Here is an 18438-nt window from a genome sequence, read left to right as displayed (position 1 = left end):
GGCGAACTGATAAAGTCGCCGCTCTGGCTGCCCAGCGTCCTCGTAGTTCAATGGATAGAACGGGGTCCTCCTAAGACTCAGATACAGGTTCGATTCCTGTCGAGGGCACCATTTCCCGCCTCGCTCACCAGAGGCGCCACCACGGACGATGCGTCGTCGTGCGTCCGACGGGCATCAGCGCCCCCATCTGCGAGGGCGTCGGTCCGATGCGGCGAGTGAGTTCCGCTTCCACCTCGTTCACCGTGCGACGTGCCTCCCGGTCGCCCAGCTTGGCACGTTGCCTCAGCACATAGGCCGTGGCCGCGAGTGCTTCGTCGTCCAGATTCATGATGTCCATCCGGGAATGTTGGCCGGATTGAGAAGCAATGGCATCCCTCGTTCGAGGGAGATCGCCATGCAACGACGGTATTCCGCTCCGCGCCTGCCATTGCCTTCGGCAGCGAAGCTTCGAGATCCTTTCCGGAGACTCACGAGATCCATGCAATCCCTGACCTGAGCGGTGCAGGATCATGTGCATTTGTAACAAATGCATTCCTTGGGAACTTTTACTGTTAGTCTGAAAAAAGAAAAGTAAGTAAAAAGTTCCCATATTCCATGGGATTTTCAGAGGAAATCCCATGGACATCACACGACGCTCGATAGGCGGCAGCACAAGCCTGGTCCTCGATGGCCTGCGGCTGAGCGCGGCGCTGGCGGTGTTGTGCCTGCATGCCCATGACATGTGGTTCCCGTCGTCGATGCATCGACCGGACCAGGCGGGCAATGCCTCGCACGCGGCGGTCGTCGTGTTCTTCGTTCTGTCGGGCTTCGTGATCGCCTATACCGCCAGCATGCGCAACGCGGGCTTCGGGCCCTACATGAGGGCCCGCCTGGGACGTCTGTGCTCGATGGTCGTCCCGGCGCTGCTGCTGACGGCGATGGTCGAGGTGGCATTGCGACTGCAGGGCGATCCCGGTCTCATGGCGCTGTACGTCCGCGGCCCGTTCGGACCGCGCTACCTCATGACCGGCGCCTTCCTCAACGAGATCTGGTTGTTCTCGGCGGCGCCGCCGGCCAACATCGCGCTCTGGTCGCTGAGCTTCGAATTCTGGTACTACCTGATCTTCGGCCTGTGGTTCTTCAACGGTCGGGGCTGGAAGTCGGCGCTCCTGGCCGCGGGCGCCTGCGTCGTCGCGGGACCGAAGATCGTGCTCATGATGCCGATCTGGCTCATGGGCTGCGCAGCCTACCGCCTGCCTCGACCCGTGCTGTCGCCAGCGCGGCGCTGGACCGCTGTGGTGGTGCTGCTCGCCAGCGTGCTCGCGACCATCGCCATCGTGCCGCCCCGACCCTTCCCGATCGGCCAGGCACCCTTCTTCTTCGCCAACCAGTTCATGACCGACTGGGCCGTCGGCCTGAGCGTGGCGTTGGCGCTCTGGCTGCTGCCCACGTGGTCGGCGCACCGGGATGGCCGCGTCAGCCGGGACGTGTCGCCGCTCCTGGTGCGGCGGGTGCGGCGCCTGGCCGATCTCACGTTCCCGATCTATCTGATGCACTACCCGCTGCTGGTGCTGTGGCGCGTGCTCTTCGGCACGCGCTTCGAGGACCCGGTGCAATATGCCCAGGCCGTCGTCGGCGCACTGGTGATGTCGTCGATCCTGGGTCTCCTCCTGGAACCGCAACGTCGTCATTGGGACCGCTTCTTCGATCGGCTGTCTGCCGGCATGTCCACTCAATGGCGCGGGGTGTTCGCGCGCTGAGGCGCCGACATGGCCGTTCGGTAGAATTTCGACGATTTCTCCGACCGCCCCGCCTATCGGGGCCGCGCCCGCCCGATGCCTGACTCACTCTCCTCCCCGACAGCTTCCGCCTTCGCGAAATTCGTGGTCACGCACCGGACGCAGGGCCTGCGTGCCGCGCTGGCGACGTTGGTGAAGATGACCGACTATCGGTTCATCGGTCTCTGGCGTTTCCAGGACGGCAAGGCCAATGCCGTCGTGCACTACGACCGCGAGGATCCCTCGAAGACCACGACCCAGGAGGTTCCGGATACCGCCACGTACTGCTGCTTCGTGCGCGACACGAAGGCACCCTTCAAGACACCGAACGCGCTGATCGACGAGCGGCTCGCCTCGCACTCGGCGCGCGAGCAGGTCACCACCTACTGCGGCGTCCCCGTGATGGACAGCCTGGGCAACGTGCTCGCGACCTTGTGCCACTACGACGTCGTGCCACGCGACCCGGATCAGGTGAACCTCGAGTTGATGCTCATGGTGGCCGCCTACGTTGCCAACAACGGCAATCTACCGCCTTATCCGTCCACTTCCGCCACCACCGCCGCCTGATCGCCATGACCGTGCGGTGCGATGCCTGTGGCACCGAGAACCGCGACAAGGCGATGTTCTGTCGCGGTTGCGCCGGCAAGCTGCCGGCCTTCGCCCTGGCGAAGAAGCCCCCGGCCAGCGAGTCCCCACCGATTCACCCTGCCGCGCCGCGCTCCCGCGGATCGCTGCCAGGCACCACGGACGCGGGCTCGGCCTGGTCATCGATCACCAGTGGCACCTTGTTCGGTGGCACCCGGACGCGGCTTGCCGTGTTCGCACTGTTGATGATCGCGCTGGGGGCCTCGATCGCCTGGTTCGCGCGGGGCACTGCCGGGTCGGACCGCTCCGTTTCACCGCCATCGCCTCGTGGTTCCGCCACTGCGAGTGCGCTGCCGCCCGAAACTTCGCTGTCGGCGGGCGAGACCCTGGTGCGCGAGAACTCCGGCAGCCCGGCGACGCAGCGCGATGAACCCGCGGCGCCAACCGAAGTGGCGACCGCACCGGCATCCAGTGCGGCCTCTCCGGCGCCACCGGTGGCACCGGCCGACCGTCAGACATCCGGCGCGGAAGTCGTCACTCCCGGCACCGATTCCGGCCCGGTTCCGCGGAACGCCGGCCGCCGCTCCGGGCCGCCACCAGCCAGCACACGTGCTGCCGACCCCCGCACGGGCTGCGAGCATCTGTTCTTCGCCTTCGCCGCGCGCTGCGAAGCGAATCACTGCCAGCAATCCGCGTACGCGCGTCACCCTCGTTGCGACGCGGTCCGCGAGCAGCGTCGTCGTGACGACGCGCGTCGCAATTCGATGCCGGTTTCCTGAGCGTCGCCCACTCCCGGCAGTCGCTCCGGCCGATGGCAAAGGAATGCCCGGCGGACATGGAACCCGAATGCCCGCAGGCGTGCGTACCTGCTTCCTATTTCAACTGCCTCAACGCCACCACCGTGGCTTCGACCCGTTCCGCCAGGATCGAATTGAGTCCCTGCCATCCACGATAGGTGGGCACGATCGTCAACCAGGCGACGCCGATGACGGAAAAGAGCAGGGCGAACAGGTCGGGATGCATCGGGCCTCCAATAAAGTAAAAAATTAAACAAAAGTATACATATAGCGAAACTCCGATCAAGCTTGCCAATGTGCCGACAGCCGCGTTCTCAAGGCGAGGATGCCCTCGATCGCGGGAAGCTCTGCAACATGCGTTTTCCCAACGGCGTGATGCGCGTGACGACGGCCGTGGGACTGGTGGGCATCAATGACGCTTCGGCCGCTGGCAATTCCGCCTCGATGTGACCGCTCAGGACCAGCACCCGCACGGCTTCCACCTTCCTGATGCCGCGGACCACCACCGGCAGTTTCCGGCGGGCCAGCACATGGAGGATTTCGAGCGGCATCGGAGACCAGGCGAGAGTCGCTGTCCGTGATCCCGCCAGTGCGGGATCCGGCATCTCACTCGCCGTACCCGTCTTCGTGGTGGGTCGGCTGCGGCTGCATGTTGCGCGCCTTTTCGGGATCGGTCTTGGCCACGTCCGGACCGGCCCCAGATCGACCCCACAGGTCCTTGTCGACTGAGAAATCGGACTGCGCTTCCCGCGCATCGTCATTCTTCAACGCTTCCCTGAAGGCCGGGGAAGCCTTGGCCTTGGCGCTGTTGTCGATGGTCGACGGATTGGGCCGCGCCGGATCGCCCGACTCGGGAGGCACGTGGCGCGATTGGGTTCGATCGTCGTTCAAGGGAAACTCCTGAAAGGTGGTTGGTGGGACAGCATTGGTTCCAAACACCACGGCCAGCGTGCGCCGCAACGGGCTTTGCTGTAGGCGGGCACCGACCGCATGGTCCTCAGGTCTGGGAACGCCCCAAGGCCGCACCGATGCGCATCGACGCATGGACCGAAGCCCAGCATGTCAGCCTGCGCAGGGCCCGCAGACCGATCCGCGCCGGACTGCGCTGTCGCCGCGCTTCCTGTGCCTCGCAGCGGCGGCGCACGATCGTGTCGAGGGCGTCCGCGATCACCATGGATGAGGCGCTGCCAGGGGTCTGCAGCCGCATCGCCTGCGCGATGCCGGAGAGATCGTCGTCGCTCAGGCGCGCATGTCGATGGTGATCGCTCCTCATCACATCACCGACAAGAGACGGACGGCGATCGGCAGGGCCATGACGATGCCCAACCGCACCAGATTGCGCCGCCAGGCGACGGCATATTGATGCCGAAGGTTCGCCCGGATCGACGACAGGCGCATCTGGCGCTGGTTGTCGTCGAGACTGTCTTTCCACCATTCGTGAGCCTGTTGACTGGATCGGTTCATGTAATCAATTGTGATTAATGTTCCCGAGCTTGACAAGTTAAATCCAATCATAAAGTTCGCATACTTTAGGAGGAAGGCATCTTTTGTGAATACTTTCGCATTCTTTATGACCCGAAGCCTGATGTAGGCACCGACCCACGACGTCGGTTTGCCTTTCCTTTCACTGGTCGTGCGTGCGTGCCAAGTACTGTCAAGGCCTGAAAACTGAACAACTGGAGCTCTTCGTGAAAAGCATCATTCTTTGGCTGTGTGGCGTTCCAGTGGTGGTGATTATCGGGTTGAAGCTTTTTGGCATTCTGTGACGAACTGCTCTTGACGATTTTTTGCGATTCATCTGAACCAATGGTGGGTGTCTCGCTCTAACCCTTTCCTCCTCGCGACGTCGCAAGACGTTGTTCCAAGCGCCCCCCGGGGCGCTTTTTTTTGCCTGGGTGGTGCCGGGAAGGCGATCGGCGGACCACCTTCCGGCGGGTCAGTGCAGGACGCGTCCCCGCATCGCGGCGGGATGCCCCGCGAGGCCGAACGACCGGCCGGTGTCGACCAGTTCGTCCCCATCGACGCGCAGGATGGTGATGTCGCGATCCATGAAGTTGCCGACGTAGAGATACCGGCCATCGGCGCTGAACACGGCGCCTTCCGGCAGACCGCGCACCACCACCTCGTTGCCGCGCGTGACCTTCTTCCCATCGATCCTCAATGCCACGACCGAGCCATTGCGCTGGTGGAAATGGGCATTCTTGGCCGCGTTGCTGCCGCGCAGGATGACCGCCACGGCCAGCCTGCCGGTGGGACTCACGGCCAGGCCTTCGGGGCCGTCGCCCACCACGACCTTGTCGATCACGCGGGGCGGCATGGCCTCGAGGTCGATCACGCTGACCGTGTCGACCTGTCCGTCGGAGGCGCCGGCATTGCCGTTGTCGGCCGTGAGCGCGAGGCGGCCATCGGGCGTGACGTCGACGTTGTAGGGCCACAGGCCAGCGGCCAGATCGACCTTGCCATAGGTCACCTTCTCGCCATCCACGTCGAGCAGCGCGACCTTGTGGCTCGGGAACTTGACGGCCAGGGCCCGCTTGCCATCGGGCGTGAAGCGGACATGCGCGACCGATTCGCCCATGGGCACGGTGTCGATCAGCGTGACCTTGCGGCCGTCGATGCGCAACACGCCGATCGAGTTGTCGGCGCGATGGGCCACCAGCGCCAGCGTGCCGGCACGATTGATCGACAGGCCCGAAGGCTGGCGTCCGACCGCGAGCGTGTCGATCAGGGCCGGCGGCGTCGCGGCCAGATCGATCACGAAGAGCCGGTTGTCGGGCACCTGCCGACGCGCGCCGCCCTCCTCCACCACGTTGAGCGAATTGGCGACCAGTGCCAGCGTCTCGTCGGCATTGATGGCGAGATTGGTCGGCGGACCGGCGATGGTGTTGTCCAGTGCCAGCGAGCCGACCAGCCGGGGAGCCAGCGGATCGGTGCCGATGTCGAGCACCTGCACGGTGTCGCGCCCGTGCGGGCCCAGCACGACACCGCCGGCATCGTTCCAGGACTGCTTCTCGTCGTTGGCGACGAGCATGAGCTGGCGCTTCTGCGTGGTGGCGCCCGTCGCCGACGATGGCAGGCCGGCGCAACCGGCCAGTCCGATGGCGGCACCGAACAGGACCAGCACGCTACGCAGGCGCGCCGCGCGCGAGCGGCACCGATGCGGGATGTGGACGCGGGGATCGGAACAGGGAGTCTGCATGGCTCTTGTCTCTCGTCTGATGGGAATGGCGGGAAGAACCGGATCGCTCGTGGCGGCCGCGCCGTGGCTCCCATCAGTCCATGTGCCGGCGCAGCGCCCGCACGTCGGCATGCAGCGATGCGGCCCAGGCGCGGCGTTCACGTCCGTTCGCGGGTTGTGGCTCGCCGAAGCGCACGATCGCGCGCAGCGGTGGCGCCCCGAGGGTATGCCACAGCGAGCTCAGCAGGTTGTCGTCGTCGATGTAACGGGCCGCCAGACTGGGGATGCCGCTGGCATCGTCGACGTAGCTCAGGGCCATGGGCTGCACCGACGCATCGGCCGAGATGGCGGCCTGCAGCAGGTTGGCGTGGAACGGCAGCACGTCCCGGCCGTCGCTGGTCGTGCCCTCGGGGAACACCGCGATGGCGTCGCCGGCGCGCAGCGCCTCGGTCATGTGATGCGCCACCCGCAGCGCATCGCGACGCCGTTCGCGCTCGATGTAGAGCGTGCCGGCGCCATCGGCCAGCGTGCCGATGACCGGCCAGCGACGCACATCCGACTTGGAGACGAAACGCACGTGCCGCGCGGCATGGATCGCCAGGATGTCCAGCCACGACAGGTGGTTGCACACCAGCAGCACCGGACCGTCCGCGGATGGCGCGCCCTGGATATCCAGGCGGACGCCCATCAGCGCCAGCATGCCGCGCGCCCAGCGTTCGACCTCGCGCTCGCGCTGATCCGGGTCCAGGCGCGGAAAACGCCGCCGGATGATCCACCAGCCGCGCAGCATCTGGACGATGGCCCGCAGCAGCCGCCAGCCGGCGCGGAGCGATCGCATGACCCGCAACGCGTGCGTGGGGACCTAGTCGGCCCGGCCCGTGGCCTGGGAACGCGAATCGTGTTCGTGCACGATCCGCCCGCCCACCAGGGTCGCCCGCGCCGCGCCACTCATGGCATAGCCGCTGAATGGCGTGCTCTTGCCCTGGCTGCGCAGCGCCTCGGGACGCACCTGCCATTCGAGCGTCGGATCGATGACGCACAGGTCCGCCCAGCCGCCCTCGACCAGCCGACCGGCACCCGCCGCCTCGGGCGCGGTGAGGATGCGCGCGGGCGCGGCGGTGACGACCTCCAGCGCGCGCGCCAGGCCGGCGCCGCTGTCCTCGCCCCACTTGAGCGCCAGCGGCAGCAGCAGTTCGAGCCCGGTGGCGCCGGGCTCGCTCTCGGCGAACGGCAAGGTCTTGGCATCGGCATCGACCGGGGTGTGGTCGGAGACCAGGGCATCGATGGTGCCGTCGGCGAGCGCGGCGGACAGCGCATCGCGGTCGCGCTGCTGGCGCAGTGGCGGACTCAGGCGCGCCCGGCTGTCGAAGTAGCCGATGTCGGCATCGGTCAGGTGCAGCGAATTGATGCTGACGTCGCAGGTCACCGGCAGCCCGTCGGCCTTGGCCGCGCGCACCAGGGCGACGCCGGCCGCGCTGGAGAGCCGGCACAGATGCACGCGCGCGCCGGTGCCCTTCATCAGTTCCAGGATGGTGAACAGCGCGATCGTCTCCGCCGCCACCGGCACGCCGGCCAGGCCCAGGCGCGTCGCCAGCGCGCCGCTGGCCGCCACGCCCTTGCCGAGATCGCGATCCTGGGGCCGCAGCCAGACGGTGTAGCCGAAGGTGCTGGCATAGGACAGCGCGCGCTGCAGCACCTGGGTGCTGCCCAGGGGCACGTCGGCCTGGCTGAAGCCGACGCAACCGGCATCGGTGAGCGCGACCATCTCGGTCAGCACCTCGCCGGCGAGACCGCGCGTGACGGCGCCGAGCGGGAAGAGCCGCGCGCGCCGCAGCTTGCGGGCCCGGTAGTGCAGCATCTCGACCAGCCCGGGCTCGTCGAGGACCGGATCGGTGTCGGGCGGGCAGACCAGGCTGGTGACGCCGCCGGCCACCGCCGCGGCGAGTTCGCTCTCCAGCATGCCCTCGTGCTCGTGGCCCGGCTCGCGCAATCGCGCGGCCAGATCGACCAGTCCCGGCGCGACGATGCAGCCGGCCGCATCGAGCGTGCGTTCGACCTCGAAGCCGGCCGGCAGCGCACCGATGGCGCGGATCTTGCCGTCCGCGATGGCGATGTCGGCGACGCGATCGAGACCCGACGCCGGATCGACCACCCGGCCATTGGTGATGAGGATGTTCATGACGATGCGTCCATCGGCGCACACGACGCCGACGCGGAAAATCTTTCGGGAAATGCCACCGGACCGGCGCCGCCGGGAGGTAGACATGGCCCCCGGAAGGGGGTTGGCGAAGCGCCACGAAGTGCGCGAAGACCGGGGGAGAGCAACGGTCTCATGCTTCGTTGCCCGCCACGATGCTCATGACGGCCATCCGCACGGCGATGCCGAAGGTGACCTGCGGCAGGATCACGCTCTGCGCGCCATCCACCACCTCCGAGTCGATCTCGACGCCGCGGTTGATCGGCCCCGGATGCATCACGATGCAGTCGGACTTGGCGAGCTGGAGCTTCTCCGGCGTCAGGCCGTAGGTCTTGAAGAATTCCTGGCTGGAGGGCAGCAGCGCCCCGCTCATGCGTTCGTTCTGCAGCCGCAGCATGATGATCACGTCGCAATCGCGGATGCCCTCCTCCAGGGTGTGGCAGACGCGCACGCCCATCCCGGCCATGTCGCCGGGCACCAGCGTGCGCGGGCCGACCACCCGCACCTCGGCGCAGCCGAGCGTGGTGAGCGCATGGATGTCCGAACGCGCCACGCGCGAGTGCAGCACGTCGCCGACGATGGCCACCGTCAGGTTGGAGAAATCCTTCTTGTAGTGGCGGATGGTGAACATGTCGAGCAGCCCCTGCGTGGGGTGCGCATGGCGGCCATCGCCGGCGTTGACCACATGGACGTGCGGCGCGACATGCTGCGCGATCAGGTAGGGCGCGCCGGATTCGCCGTGACGCACCACGAAGATGTCCGCCGCCATCGCCGAAAGGTTGGCGATGGTGTCGAGCAGGGACTCGCCCTTGCTCGCCGACGAGCGCGCGATGTCGAGATTGAAGACATCGGCCGACAGGCGCTTGGCGGCGATCTCGAAGGTGGTGCGGGTGCGCGTCGAGTTCTCGAAGAACAGGTTGAAGACGCTCTTGCCGCGCAGGAGCGGCACCTTCTTGACCTCGCGGTCGCTGACGCTGGTGAAGTTGGCGGCGGTGTCGAGGATGTGCGTGAGGATGCCCTTGGGCAGCCCCTCGATCGACAGCAGATGGACCAGCTCGCCGTGCTTGTTGAGCTGGGGATTGCGCTTGTAGAGCATCAGGCGCTGGCCTCCACCTGCAGGCTGAACGCGCCCTGGGCGTCGCGGGCCAGGGCCAGCGACTGCGTCTCGGGCAATGTCAGGCGCGCGGCCGCGAAGTCCGCCGCCACGGGCAGTTCGCGCCCGCCCCGGTCCACCAGCACGGCCAGGCGCACGCGGGCCGGACGGCCGAAGTCGAACAGCTCGTTGAGCACCGCGCGGATCGTGCGGCCGGTGTAGAGCACGTCGTCGAGCAGCAGCACGTCGGCGCCATTGACATCGAAGGGCAGCGCGGTCTGGGCGCTGCTGGAGAGGCCGCGACGCGCGAAGTCGTCGCGGTGCATGGCCGAGGAGATCACGCCGGGCGCGCCGGACAGGCCGAGGTCGCGCTGCAGTCGCTCGACCAGCCAGACGCCGCCGGAGGCGATGCCCACCAGCCGCGTGTCCGCGCGCCACAGCGCCTGCACGCCACGCAGCAGGTCGCCATACAGCGCCTCGGCGTCGGGAACGGAGTTCGTTGCACTCAAGAAAGGCTCCTCAAAAATTGCTCCAGGATGATGCAGGCCGATGCGGCGTCGGCATCGCGCGCGCCCGCGGCCAGTGCCTCGGTGGTGCTGTAGCGTTCGTCGACCTCGTAGACCGGCAGGCCGAAGCGGCCCCGCAGCTGGCGTGCGAATCGCTGCGCCCTGGCGGTGTTCTCGTGACTCGCGCCATCGGGATGGAACGGCACGCCGACGACCAGCGCGTCGGGCTGCCATTCCTTGATGCGCGCCGCGACCTGGGCGAAGCGCGCATCGCCCTCGGCGCGGATGGTGGCCTGCGGCGTGGCGCTGCGCAGCAGGCGGTTGCCGGTGGCCACGCCGGTGCGCTTCTGGCCATAGTCGAAGGCCAGGAAGGTCTGCAGGCCGGGCGCGACGGCCGCACCCGCGGCGGCCGCGCCGGCGTCGGGTGCCTTCACGGGCGGGATCGCGCGCCGCGCCTCATGCATGTCCCGCATCGGGCGAGAGCGTCCAGGCCTCCAGGCCGAGCAGCAGCAGCGCGCGGTCGTAGCGCTCGCCCACGGGGGTATCGAAGATCACGGCCGGATCGGCACCGACGGTGAGCCAGCTGTTCTCGGCCAGTTCGGATTCGAGCTGCCCCTCGCCCCAGGCCGAGTAGCCCAGCGAGACCAGCACCCGCCGCGGGCCGGCGCCGGTGGCCATGGCTTCCAGGACGTCCTTGGAGGTGGTCATCTCCAGGCCGCCGGGAATCGTCATGGTGGAGGCATAGACCGACTCCTCCGGCCGGTCGGCGGCGGCGAAGACCGGCTCGTGCAGCACGAAACCGCGTTCGGTCTGCACCGGGCCGCCCTGGAACACCGGCGCCGCGCCGAGTTCGGGCCGGGCGAGGTGGAGCTCGATCTTGTCGAACAGCGCCTGCAGGTTGATGTCGCTGGGTTTGTTGATCACCAGGCCGAGCGCGCCGCGCTCGCTGTGCTCGCAGAGGTAGACCACGCTGCGGCTGAAGGCCTGGTCTTCCAGACCCGGCATCGCGATCAGGAAATGATGCGTGAGGTTCATGCGGGCAGAATCGGAAGCCATATGCCTCCGATTTTACCGGCCGTCGACAAGACTTATCCCAAGGGACTCCTCTGGCTGCGTCGCGACCTGCGCGTCGACGACAACGCCGCGCTCTGGATGGCCCTGCGCCATTGCCGCGAAGTGATCTGCGCGTTCGTCTTCGACCGCGCCATCCTCGACGACCTGCCACGCGCCGACCGGCGCGTCGAGTTCATCCGCGAATCGCTCGTCGAGCTCGAGGCCGACCTGCGCGCGCTCGGCGGCGGACTGGTCGTGCGGCATGCCGTCGCCGAGACGGAGATCCCGGCGCTGGCCAGCGCCCTGGGCGTGCAGGCGGTGTATGCCAACCACGATCACGAGCCCGCCGCGATCGCGCGCGACGCCCGCGTGCTGGGCGCGCTCGCCAACGCCGGCATCGCCTTCCATACGGCCAAGGACCAGACGATCTTCGAGCGCGACGAGATCCTGACCAAGGCCGGTCAGCCCTATGGGGTGTTCACGCCCTACAAGCGCGCCTGGCTGGCCAAGCTCGACGACTACCACCTCAAGGCCTATCCCTCGCGTGGCTATGCCGATGCGCTGGCGCCACCGCCGGCGTCCCATCGCGCTCCGGTGCCCTCGCTGGCCGATCTCGGCTTCGAGCGCACCAACCTGCGGGAACTGGAGATCCCCACCGGCACCCAGGGCGGGGCGGCGCTGTTCGAGGATTTCTTCGAGCGCATCGACCACTACGACGGCGCCCGCAACTTTCCGGCGGTGCGCGGACCCAGCTACCTCAGCGTGCACCTGCGCTTCGGCACGGTCTCGATCCGCCAGCTCGCCGGCGTGGCCCACCGGCTGGCGCTGCAGGGCAATGCCGGCGCGGCGGTCTGGCTGAGCGAGCTGATCTGGCGCGACTTCTATTCGCAGGTGCTCTCGCATCATCCGCGCATCGCCGAGGGCAAGAGCTTCAAGCCCGAATACGACCGCATCGTCTGGCATCACGGCAAGCAGGCCGATGCCCTGTTCGATGCCTGGTGCCGGGGCCGCACCGGCTACCCACTGGTGGATGCGGCGATGGCCCAGATCAACCAGAGCGGCTACATGCACAACCGGCTGCGCATGGTCGTGGCCTGCTTCCTGTGCAAGGACCTGGGGATCGACTGGCGGCGTGGCGAAGCCTATTTCGCGCTGCATCTCAACGATTTCGAGCTGGCGTCGAACAACGGCGGCTGGCAATGGGCGAGCTCCAGCGGCTGCGACGCGCAACCCTACTTCCGCATCTTCAATCCGGTGTCGCAGAGCAAGCGCTTCGACCCCGACGGCAAGTTCATCCGTCGCTACCTGCCGCAACTCGCGAAGCTGTCCAACGCCATGATCCATGCACCCTGGATGGCCAGTCCGGTGGAACTCGAAGCGGCCGGCCTGCGGCTGGGCGAGGACTACCCCCGCCCGATCGTCGACCATGCCGAGGCACGCGACCGCACGCTGCAGCGCTATGCCGCCGTGCGCGCGCCAGCCGTCGACGCCAGCGCCAGGCGGCGCTGACGGCCGGCCGCCACCGACCGGACCGGACCGGACCGGACGGAAGCGTGTGTTAACTTAGATCCGATGCCCCGACCCCCTCCCGCGGCCAGGCGGGGAAGCGTTCACACACGCCCGGCGCCGCGTTTACAGCGGTGCGGCGATCAGCGATGATCGTAACAACTTGTTCTAGCTCCCGAGTCCCGCTCCCCCATCGATGGCCACTGCCGAACCCCTCGCCAAAGACAACACGCCGGTCGCCCTTCCCGGCCTCGCGCGGGCGCTGATCTCGGCCGGCAAGCTCGAGGGCCGGGCGGCGGAGGACATCTACCGCCGCTCGCTGTCCAGCCGGACCAGCTTCATCGCCGAGCTCACGGGCACGGGCGCCGTCTCGGCCTCCGATCTCGCGCACACGCTGTCGAACGCCTTCGGCGCCCCGCTGCTCGACCTCGACGCCATCGACCCGCAGCGCCTGCCCAAGGACCTGCTCGACCCCAAGCTCTGCCAGGCCTATCGCATCGTCGTGCTGAGCAAGCGCAACAACCGCCTGATCGTCGCCACTGCCGATCCCTCCGACCAGCAGGCGGCGGAGAAGATCAAGTTCGCCTCGCAGATGGGCGTCGACTGGGTCATCGCCGAGTACGATAAGCTGTCCCGCCTCATCGAGGCGACGGCCGCGTCGGCGGCCGAGACCATGGAAAGCATCGTCGGCTTCGAGTTCGACGCCGGGGACTTCAACCTCGACACGCCGGTGGAGGTGCCTGAGCAGACCACGGTCGAGGTCGAGGATGCGCCGGTGGTCCGCTTCCTGCACCGCATGCTGCTGGACGCCTTCGCGATGCGGGCCTCCGACATCCACTTCGAGCCCTACGAGCACCAGTACCGGGTGCGCTTCCGCATCGACGGCGAACTGCGCGAGATCGCCAGCCCGCCACCCGCGATCAAGGACCGCCTGGCCTCGCGCATCAAGGTCATCTCGCGGCTCGACATCTCCGAGAAGCGCATCCCGCAGGACGGGCGCATGAAGCTCAAGCTGGGCCCCGAGCGCGTGATCGACTTCCGCGTCAGCACGCTGCCCACGCTGTTCGGCGAGAAGATCGTGATCCGGATCCTGGACCCGAACAGCGCGCGCCTGGGCATCGACGCCCTGGGCTACGACGCCGACGAGAAGGAGCGCCTGCTGACGGCCATCGGCCGGCCCTACGGCATGGTGCTGGTGACCGGGCCGACCGGCTCGGGCAAGACGGTGTCGCTCTACACCTGCCTGAACCTGCTCAACAAGCCGGGCGTGAACATCGCCACCGCCGAGGACCCCTCGGAGATCAACCTGCCGGGCGTCAATCAGGTCAACGTGAACGAGAAGGCCGGACTGACCTTCGCGACCGCGCTGCGCGCCTTCCTGCGGCAGGACCCGGACATCATCATGGTCGGCGAGATCCGGGACCTGGAGACCGCCGACATCTCCATCAAGGCCGCCCAGACCGGCCACCTGGTGCTGTCGACCCTGCACACCAACGATGCGCCCACCACGCTCACGCGCATGCGCAACATGGGCATCGCGCCCTTCAACATCGCCTCCAGCGTCATCCTGATCACCGCGCAGCGACTCGCGCGCCGGCTGTGCACGGCCTGCCGCGAACCGGCGGACCTGCCCCGCAAGGCGCTCCTGGAAGCCGGCTTGCGCGCCGAGCAGCTCGACGGCTCGTGGAAGCCCTACCGCGCCGTCGGCTGCCCGTCCTGCAACAGCGGCTACAAGGGACGCGTCGGCATCTACCAGGTGATGCCGATCTCCGAGGCGATCCAGGAGATCATCCTGCGCGACGGCAGCGCCCTGGACATCGCCCGCCAGGCCGAGGCCGACGGTGTGCGCTCGTTGCGCCAGTCGGGCCTGCTGAAGGTGATGCAGGGCCTGACCTCGCTGGAAGAAGTCCTGGCCGTGACCAACGAATAGCGGCGCCCGGCATCCAGGCGCAGCCCCGAATCGAGCATTTCCCCAACGGAAGCGAACACCCATGGCAACGGCAGCATCCAATCGCACCCTCCACAAGGAATTCATCTTCGAGTGGGAAGGCAAGGACCGCAACGGCAAGCAGGTGCGCGGCGAACTGCGCGCGGCCGGTGCCAACCAGGCCCAGGCCACCCTGCGCCGCCAGGGCGTGCTGGTGTCGCGGATCAAGCGGCGCCGCGCGCGCTCGGGCAAGGCCATCAAGCCCAAGGACATCGCGATCTTCACGCGCCAGCTCGCCACCATGATGAAGGCCGGCGTGCCGCTGCTGCAGGCCTTCGACATCGTGGGCCGCGGCAACGCCAACGCCAGCGTCGCCAAGCTGCTGGGCGACATCCGCAGCGACGTCGAGACCGGCTCCTCGCTCTCGACGGCATTCCGCAAGTTCCCGCGCTACTTCGACAACCTGTACTGCAACCTGGTCGAGGCCGGCGAGGCGGCCGGCATCCTGGAGGAACTACTCGACCGCCTGGCGACCTACATGGAGAAGACCGAGGCCATCAAGTCGAAGATCAAGTCGGCGCTCATGTACCCGATCTCGGTGGTCATCGTGGCCTTCATCGTCGTCGCGGTCATCATGATCTTCGTGGTCCCGGCCTTCAAGGAGGTGTTCACCTCCTTCGGCGCCGACCTCCCGGCGCCCACGCTCTTCGTCATGGCCCTGAGCGAGTACTTCGTCTCCTACTGGTGGCTGATCTTCGGCACGCTGGGCGGCGGCACCTATTTCTTCCTCCAGGCCTGGAAGCGCAACGAACGCTTCCAGAAGGTGATGGACCGCGTGCTGCTGCGGCTGCCGGTCTTCGGCGCGCTGATCGACAAGTCGTGCGTGGCCCGCTGGACGCGCACGCTCGCGACGATGTTCGCCGCCGGCGTGCCCCTGGTCGAGGCCCTCGACTCGGTCGGCGGCGCCTCGGGCAACTCGGTCTATGCCGATGCGACGGTCAAGGTCCAGCAGGAGGTCTCCACCGGCACCAGCCTGACGGCGGCCATGACGAACGCCAACGTCTTTCCCTCGATGGTGCTGCAGATGACCGCCATCGGCGAGGAATCGGGCTCGATCGACCACATGCTGGGCAAGGCCGCCGACTTCTACGAGTCCGAGGTCGACGACATGGTGGCGGGCCTCTCCAGCCTGATGGAGCCGATCATCATCGTCTTCCTGGGCGTGCTGATCGGAGGCATCGTGGTGTCGATGTACCTGCCGATCTTCAAGCTCGGCCAGGTGGTCTGAACCCCATGGACGCGATCGGATGGCTGGCGCTGTCGCGCGGCGAGGCGGCCCTCCTGGCCGGGGTGTTCGGCCTGCTGGTGGGCAGCTTCCTGAATGTCGTGATCCACCGCCTGCCCCGGATGATGGAGCGCCAGTGGGCCCTGGAGACCACCGGCGCCGTGGACCGCCACGAGACCGACGGTCCCGGCGCCACCGCGGCAGCGGCGGCCGCCACGCCCCCCGCCGAGCCGCCCTACAACCTGATGGTGCCGGCATCGGCCTGCCCGGCGTGCGGCCACGCGATCCGCTGGCACGAGAACATCCCCGTGCTGAGCTACCTCGCGCTGCGCGGTCGCTGCGCGGGCTGCAGCACGCGCATCAGCGTGCGCTATCCGCTGGTCGAGCTCGCCACCGCCATGCTCTTCGCCTGGTGCGCCTGGCGCTCCTTCGGCCAGGGGCCGTGGGTGCCGCTGGCCTGGTGCGGCTTCTCGGCGGCGCTGCTCGCGCTGGCGCTGATCGACTGGGACACCACGCTGCTGCCCGACGACATCACGCTGCCGCTGCTGTGGGCCGGCCTGCTCGCCGCGGTCTTCCGATGGACCGGGGTCGCGCTCGTCGATGCGGTGTGGGGCGCGGTGGCCGGCTATCTCTCGCTCTGGTCGGTGTACTGGGTCTTCAAGCTGGTGACCGGCAAGGAAGGCATGGGCTATGGCGACTTCAAGCTGTTCGCGGCCTTCGGCGCCTGGTTCGGCTGGCAGGCGCTGGTGCCGATCATCCTGATGGCCTCGATCCTCGGCGTCATCGTCGGCGTGGCCATGAAGCTCAGGCACAACCTGCGCGAAGGCGGCTATGTGCCCTTCGGCCCGTTCCTGGCCGGTGCCGGCTTCACCGCGATGGCGATCGGGCCGGCCGGCATGTTGCACGCGGTGGGCCTGTGAACGCGCCGGGGACCGCCACGCCGCTGCGCATCGGACTGACCGGCGGCATCGGCAGCGGCAAGAGCACCGTCGCCGGCCTGCTGGTCCGACGGGGGGCCGGCCTGGTCGACACGGACGCCATCGCGCGTGCGCTCACGCTGCCCGGAGGCGCCGCGATGCCGGCCGTCGAAGCCACCTTCGGCATTTCGGTGGTGGCACCGGACGGCGCCCTCGACCGGGCGCGCATGCGCGATCTCGTCTTCCACGATGCCGATGCCAAGCGCCGGCTCGAAGCCATCCTGCATCCCATGATCGGCGAAGAATGCCAGCGCCAAGCCCGGATCCTGGCCGACCGCCCGGCCATCGTCTTCGACGTGCCTCTGCTGGTCGAATCGGGGCGCTGGCGCTCGCGTGTCGACCGGGTGCTGGTGGTGGACGCGACGGCGGCGACGCAGCGCCGGCGCGTCATCGAGCGTTCGGGCTGGGCGCCCGAGGCGGTGGATGCCGTCATCGCGCAGCAGGCGACGCGCGCGATGCGCCGCTCGGCGGCCGATGCCGTCGTCTTCAACGACGGCCTGACGCTCGAAGCGCTCGGTCATCAGATCGAGGTCCTATGGCGGCGTTGGGTGCCGGGCTATGATGGACCGCGAAACTGATACTAAAGCGTGATTCTCTACGAGTACCCCTTCAACGAGCGCATCCGTACCTACCTGCGACTGGAGCATCTGTTCCGACGCCTGGGAGAGCTGGTGCCGGCCGAATCGGCCCTCTCGCATCACTACGCGCTCATGACCATCTTCGAGGTCATGGACGTCGCCGCGCGCGCCGACCTGAAGGCCGACATCCTGCGCGACCTCGAACGCCACAAGAGCGTCTTCAACGCATATCGCGGCAATCCAGCCATCTCCGAGACGGCGCTGGACCAGATCGTGCGGCAGATCGAACAGAACTTCACGGCCATCCATGCCCTCAACGGGCGGGCCGGGCAGGCCCTGACCGAGAACGAATGGCTCATGAGCGTGCGCAGCCGGGCCAGCATCCCGGGTGGCACCTGCGAGTTCGACCTGCCGGCCTACCACGCCTGGCAGCACCGCCCGGTGCCGGCCCGGCGCGCCGACCTCGAACGCTGGCTGGGCGCGCTCACCCCCCTGATCGAGTCGGTGTTCCTGCTGCTCAAGCTGATGCGCGATGCCGACGTGCCCTACAAGGTCATGGCGACCGGCGGACAGTTCCAGCAGAACCTGCCACAGGGCCGGACGTTCCAGCTGCTGCGCCTGCGCATCGATCCGCGCCTGCGCGCCATCCCGGAGATCAGCGGCAACCGCCTGATCGTGCTGGTGCGGCTGATGCGCCATGGCCCGGACGACCGGCTGCACGCCATCAACGACGACATCCCCTTCGAACTCACCCTCTGCGCATGATCAGCGGCAAGAAGACGACTCCCGACGGCGAACGCATCGTGCGCTGTCCGGCCTGCGGCCAGGACAGCATCTACGCGCCGAGCAATCCCTATCGCCCGTTCTGCAGCGCGCGTTGCAAGGGCATCGACCTGGGTGCCTGGGCCAGCGAGGAATTCCGCATGCCCGCCGATGCGCCGCCGGACGACGAGCCCTTCGGCGATCCGCGCCAGCAACACCCCTGAACGGAAAGGCCCG

Annotated in this window: 23 protein-coding genes and 1 tRNA gene; 11 read left to right on the top strand and 13 right to left on the bottom strand. The window is 67.8% G+C overall.

Going from position 1 to position 18438, the window contains the following annotated elements; all coding sequences use genetic code 11:
- The first annotated feature begins 36 nt into the window (after nt 1-36).
- Nucleotides 37-111, top strand: a tRNA-Arg gene (locus AC1MLT_RS15635).
- A gap of 13 nt (nt 112-124) precedes the next feature.
- Here AC1MLT_RS15635 and AC1MLT_RS15630 read toward each other — a convergent pair.
- Nucleotides 125-328, bottom strand: coding sequence for a hypothetical protein (locus tag AC1MLT_RS15630; RefSeq protein WP_481033109.1), 204 nt, complete (start codon nt 326-328; stop codon nt 125-127).
- A gap of 289 nt (nt 329-617) precedes the next feature.
- Between AC1MLT_RS15630 and AC1MLT_RS15625 the strand changes: the two genes are divergently transcribed.
- The 3 genes from AC1MLT_RS15625 to AC1MLT_RS15615 all read left to right on the top strand — a co-directional run bounded on the left by AC1MLT_RS15625 (nt 618) and on the right by AC1MLT_RS15615 (nt 3121).
- On the top strand, nt 618-1739 hold the full coding sequence (locus tag AC1MLT_RS15625; protein WP_481033108.1) for an acyltransferase family protein: 1122 nt from the start codon (nt 618-620) through the stop codon (nt 1737-1739).
- Nucleotides 1740-1814: 75 nt separating this feature from the next.
- Nucleotides 1815-2324, top strand: coding sequence for a GAF domain-containing protein (locus tag AC1MLT_RS15620; RefSeq protein ID WP_481033107.1), 510 nt, complete (start codon nt 1815-1817; stop codon nt 2322-2324).
- Nucleotides 2325-2329: 5 nt separating this feature from the next.
- On the top strand, nt 2330-3121 hold the full coding sequence (locus AC1MLT_RS15615) for a DUF7577 domain-containing protein (protein WP_481033106.1): 792 nt from the start codon (nt 2330-2332) through the stop codon (nt 3119-3121).
- Between the two features lie 94 nt (nt 3122-3215).
- On the opposite strand, the gene AC1MLT_RS15610 is transcribed toward AC1MLT_RS15615, so the two are convergent.
- The 12 genes from AC1MLT_RS15610 to AC1MLT_RS15555 all read right to left on the bottom strand — a co-directional run bounded on the left by AC1MLT_RS15610 (nt 3216) and on the right by AC1MLT_RS15555 (nt 11169).
- Nucleotides 3216-3365: a hypothetical protein gene (locus tag AC1MLT_RS15610; RefSeq protein WP_481033105.1), complete on the bottom strand. Its 150-nt coding sequence runs from the start codon at nt 3363-3365 to the stop codon at nt 3216-3218.
- 88 nt (nt 3366-3453) lie between these two features.
- Entirely contained in the window at nt 3454-3690 is a 237-nt protein-coding gene (locus AC1MLT_RS15605) for a hypothetical protein (RefSeq protein ID WP_481033104.1), read from the bottom strand.
- Nucleotides 3691-3745: 55 nt separating this feature from the next.
- Complete coding sequence (locus AC1MLT_RS15600; RefSeq protein WP_481033103.1) at nt 3746-4099, bottom strand: hypothetical protein; 354 nt, start codon at nt 4097-4099, stop codon at nt 3746-3748.
- Between the two features lie 37 nt (nt 4100-4136).
- Nucleotides 4137-4412: a hypothetical protein gene (locus AC1MLT_RS15595; protein ID WP_481033102.1), complete on the bottom strand. Its 276-nt coding sequence runs from the start codon at nt 4410-4412 to the stop codon at nt 4137-4139.
- Nucleotides 4412-4603, bottom strand: coding sequence for a hypothetical protein (locus AC1MLT_RS15590; RefSeq protein WP_481033101.1), 192 nt, complete (start codon nt 4601-4603; stop codon nt 4412-4414). The genes AC1MLT_RS15595 and AC1MLT_RS15590 overlap by 1 nt, the downstream gene beginning before the upstream one ends.
- Before the next feature lie 472 nt (nt 4604-5075).
- Nucleotides 5076-6338, bottom strand: a complete 1263-nt coding sequence (locus AC1MLT_RS15585) for a YncE family protein (protein ID WP_481033100.1) — start codon at nt 6336-6338, stop codon at nt 5076-5078.
- 73 nt (nt 6339-6411) lie between these two features.
- Entirely contained in the window at nt 6412-7155 is a 744-nt protein-coding gene (locus AC1MLT_RS15580; RefSeq protein ID WP_481033099.1) for a lysophospholipid acyltransferase family protein, read from the bottom strand.
- Nucleotides 7156-7179: 24 nt separating this feature from the next.
- Nucleotides 7180-8496: a dihydroorotase gene (locus AC1MLT_RS15575; RefSeq protein WP_481033098.1), complete on the bottom strand. Its 1317-nt coding sequence runs from the start codon at nt 8494-8496 to the stop codon at nt 7180-7182.
- A gap of 151 nt (nt 8497-8647) precedes the next feature.
- Nucleotides 8648-9610: an aspartate carbamoyltransferase catalytic subunit gene (locus AC1MLT_RS15570; RefSeq protein WP_481033097.1), complete on the bottom strand. Its 963-nt coding sequence runs from the start codon at nt 9608-9610 to the stop codon at nt 8648-8650.
- A complete protein-coding gene (gene pyrR / locus AC1MLT_RS15565) occupies nt 9610-10116 on the bottom strand; it encodes a bifunctional pyr operon transcriptional regulator/uracil phosphoribosyltransferase PyrR (RefSeq protein ID WP_481033096.1) in 507 nt (168 codons plus the stop codon). Before pyrR ends, AC1MLT_RS15570 begins: the two co-directional genes overlap by 1 nt.
- Complete coding sequence (ruvX, locus tag AC1MLT_RS15560; RefSeq protein ID WP_481035050.1) at nt 10113-10577, bottom strand: Holliday junction resolvase RuvX; 465 nt, start codon at nt 10575-10577, stop codon at nt 10113-10115. Before ruvX ends, pyrR begins: the two co-directional genes overlap by 4 nt.
- Nucleotides 10570-11169, bottom strand: coding sequence for a YqgE/AlgH family protein (locus AC1MLT_RS15555; RefSeq protein WP_481033095.1), 600 nt, complete (start codon nt 11167-11169; stop codon nt 10570-10572). Before AC1MLT_RS15555 ends, ruvX begins: the two co-directional genes overlap by 8 nt.
- Here AC1MLT_RS15555 and AC1MLT_RS15550 point away from each other — a divergent pair, their 5' ends adjacent.
- The 7 genes from AC1MLT_RS15550 (at nt 11170) to AC1MLT_RS15520 (ending at nt 18425) form a co-directional block, all read left to right on the top strand.
- The gene (locus AC1MLT_RS15550; protein ID WP_481033094.1) at nt 11170-12675 is read left to right on the top strand and encodes a cryptochrome/photolyase family protein; all 1506 of its coding nucleotides are present in this window, start codon (nt 11170-11172) and stop codon (nt 12673-12675) included. It begins immediately after the preceding gene.
- 193 nt (nt 12676-12868) lie between these two features.
- The gene (gene pilB / locus AC1MLT_RS15545; protein ID WP_481033093.1) at nt 12869-14602 is read left to right on the top strand and encodes a type IV-A pilus assembly ATPase PilB; all 1734 of its coding nucleotides are present in this window, start codon (nt 12869-12871) and stop codon (nt 14600-14602) included.
- A gap of 61 nt (nt 14603-14663) precedes the next feature.
- Nucleotides 14664-15887 carry a type II secretion system F family protein gene (locus AC1MLT_RS15540; RefSeq protein ID WP_481033092.1) on the top strand — a complete coding sequence of 408 codons (1224 nt, stop codon included), beginning with the start codon at nt 14664-14666 and terminating at the stop codon, nt 15885-15887.
- 5 nt (nt 15888-15892) lie between these two features.
- Entirely contained in the window at nt 15893-16804 is a 912-nt protein-coding gene (locus tag AC1MLT_RS15535) for a prepilin peptidase (RefSeq protein WP_481033091.1), read from the top strand.
- Complete coding sequence (coaE, locus tag AC1MLT_RS15530) at nt 16801-17439, top strand: dephospho-CoA kinase (protein ID WP_481033090.1); 639 nt, start codon at nt 16801-16803, stop codon at nt 17437-17439. The genes AC1MLT_RS15535 and coaE overlap by 4 nt, the downstream gene beginning before the upstream one ends.
- A gap of 9 nt (nt 17440-17448) precedes the next feature.
- A complete protein-coding gene (gene zapD, locus AC1MLT_RS15525; RefSeq protein ID WP_481033089.1) occupies nt 17449-18204 on the top strand; it encodes a cell division protein ZapD in 756 nt (251 codons plus the stop codon).
- Complete coding sequence (locus AC1MLT_RS15520) at nt 18201-18425, top strand: DNA gyrase inhibitor YacG (protein WP_481033088.1); 225 nt, start codon at nt 18201-18203, stop codon at nt 18423-18425. The genes zapD and AC1MLT_RS15520 overlap by 4 nt, the downstream gene beginning before the upstream one ends.
- Nucleotides 18426-18438: the final 13 nt, after the last annotated feature.

The sequence above is a fragment of the Variovorax sp. PEI5 genome (genome assembly GCF_056679935.1).
This window is presented reverse-complemented; position numbering and strand designations above follow the sequence as displayed.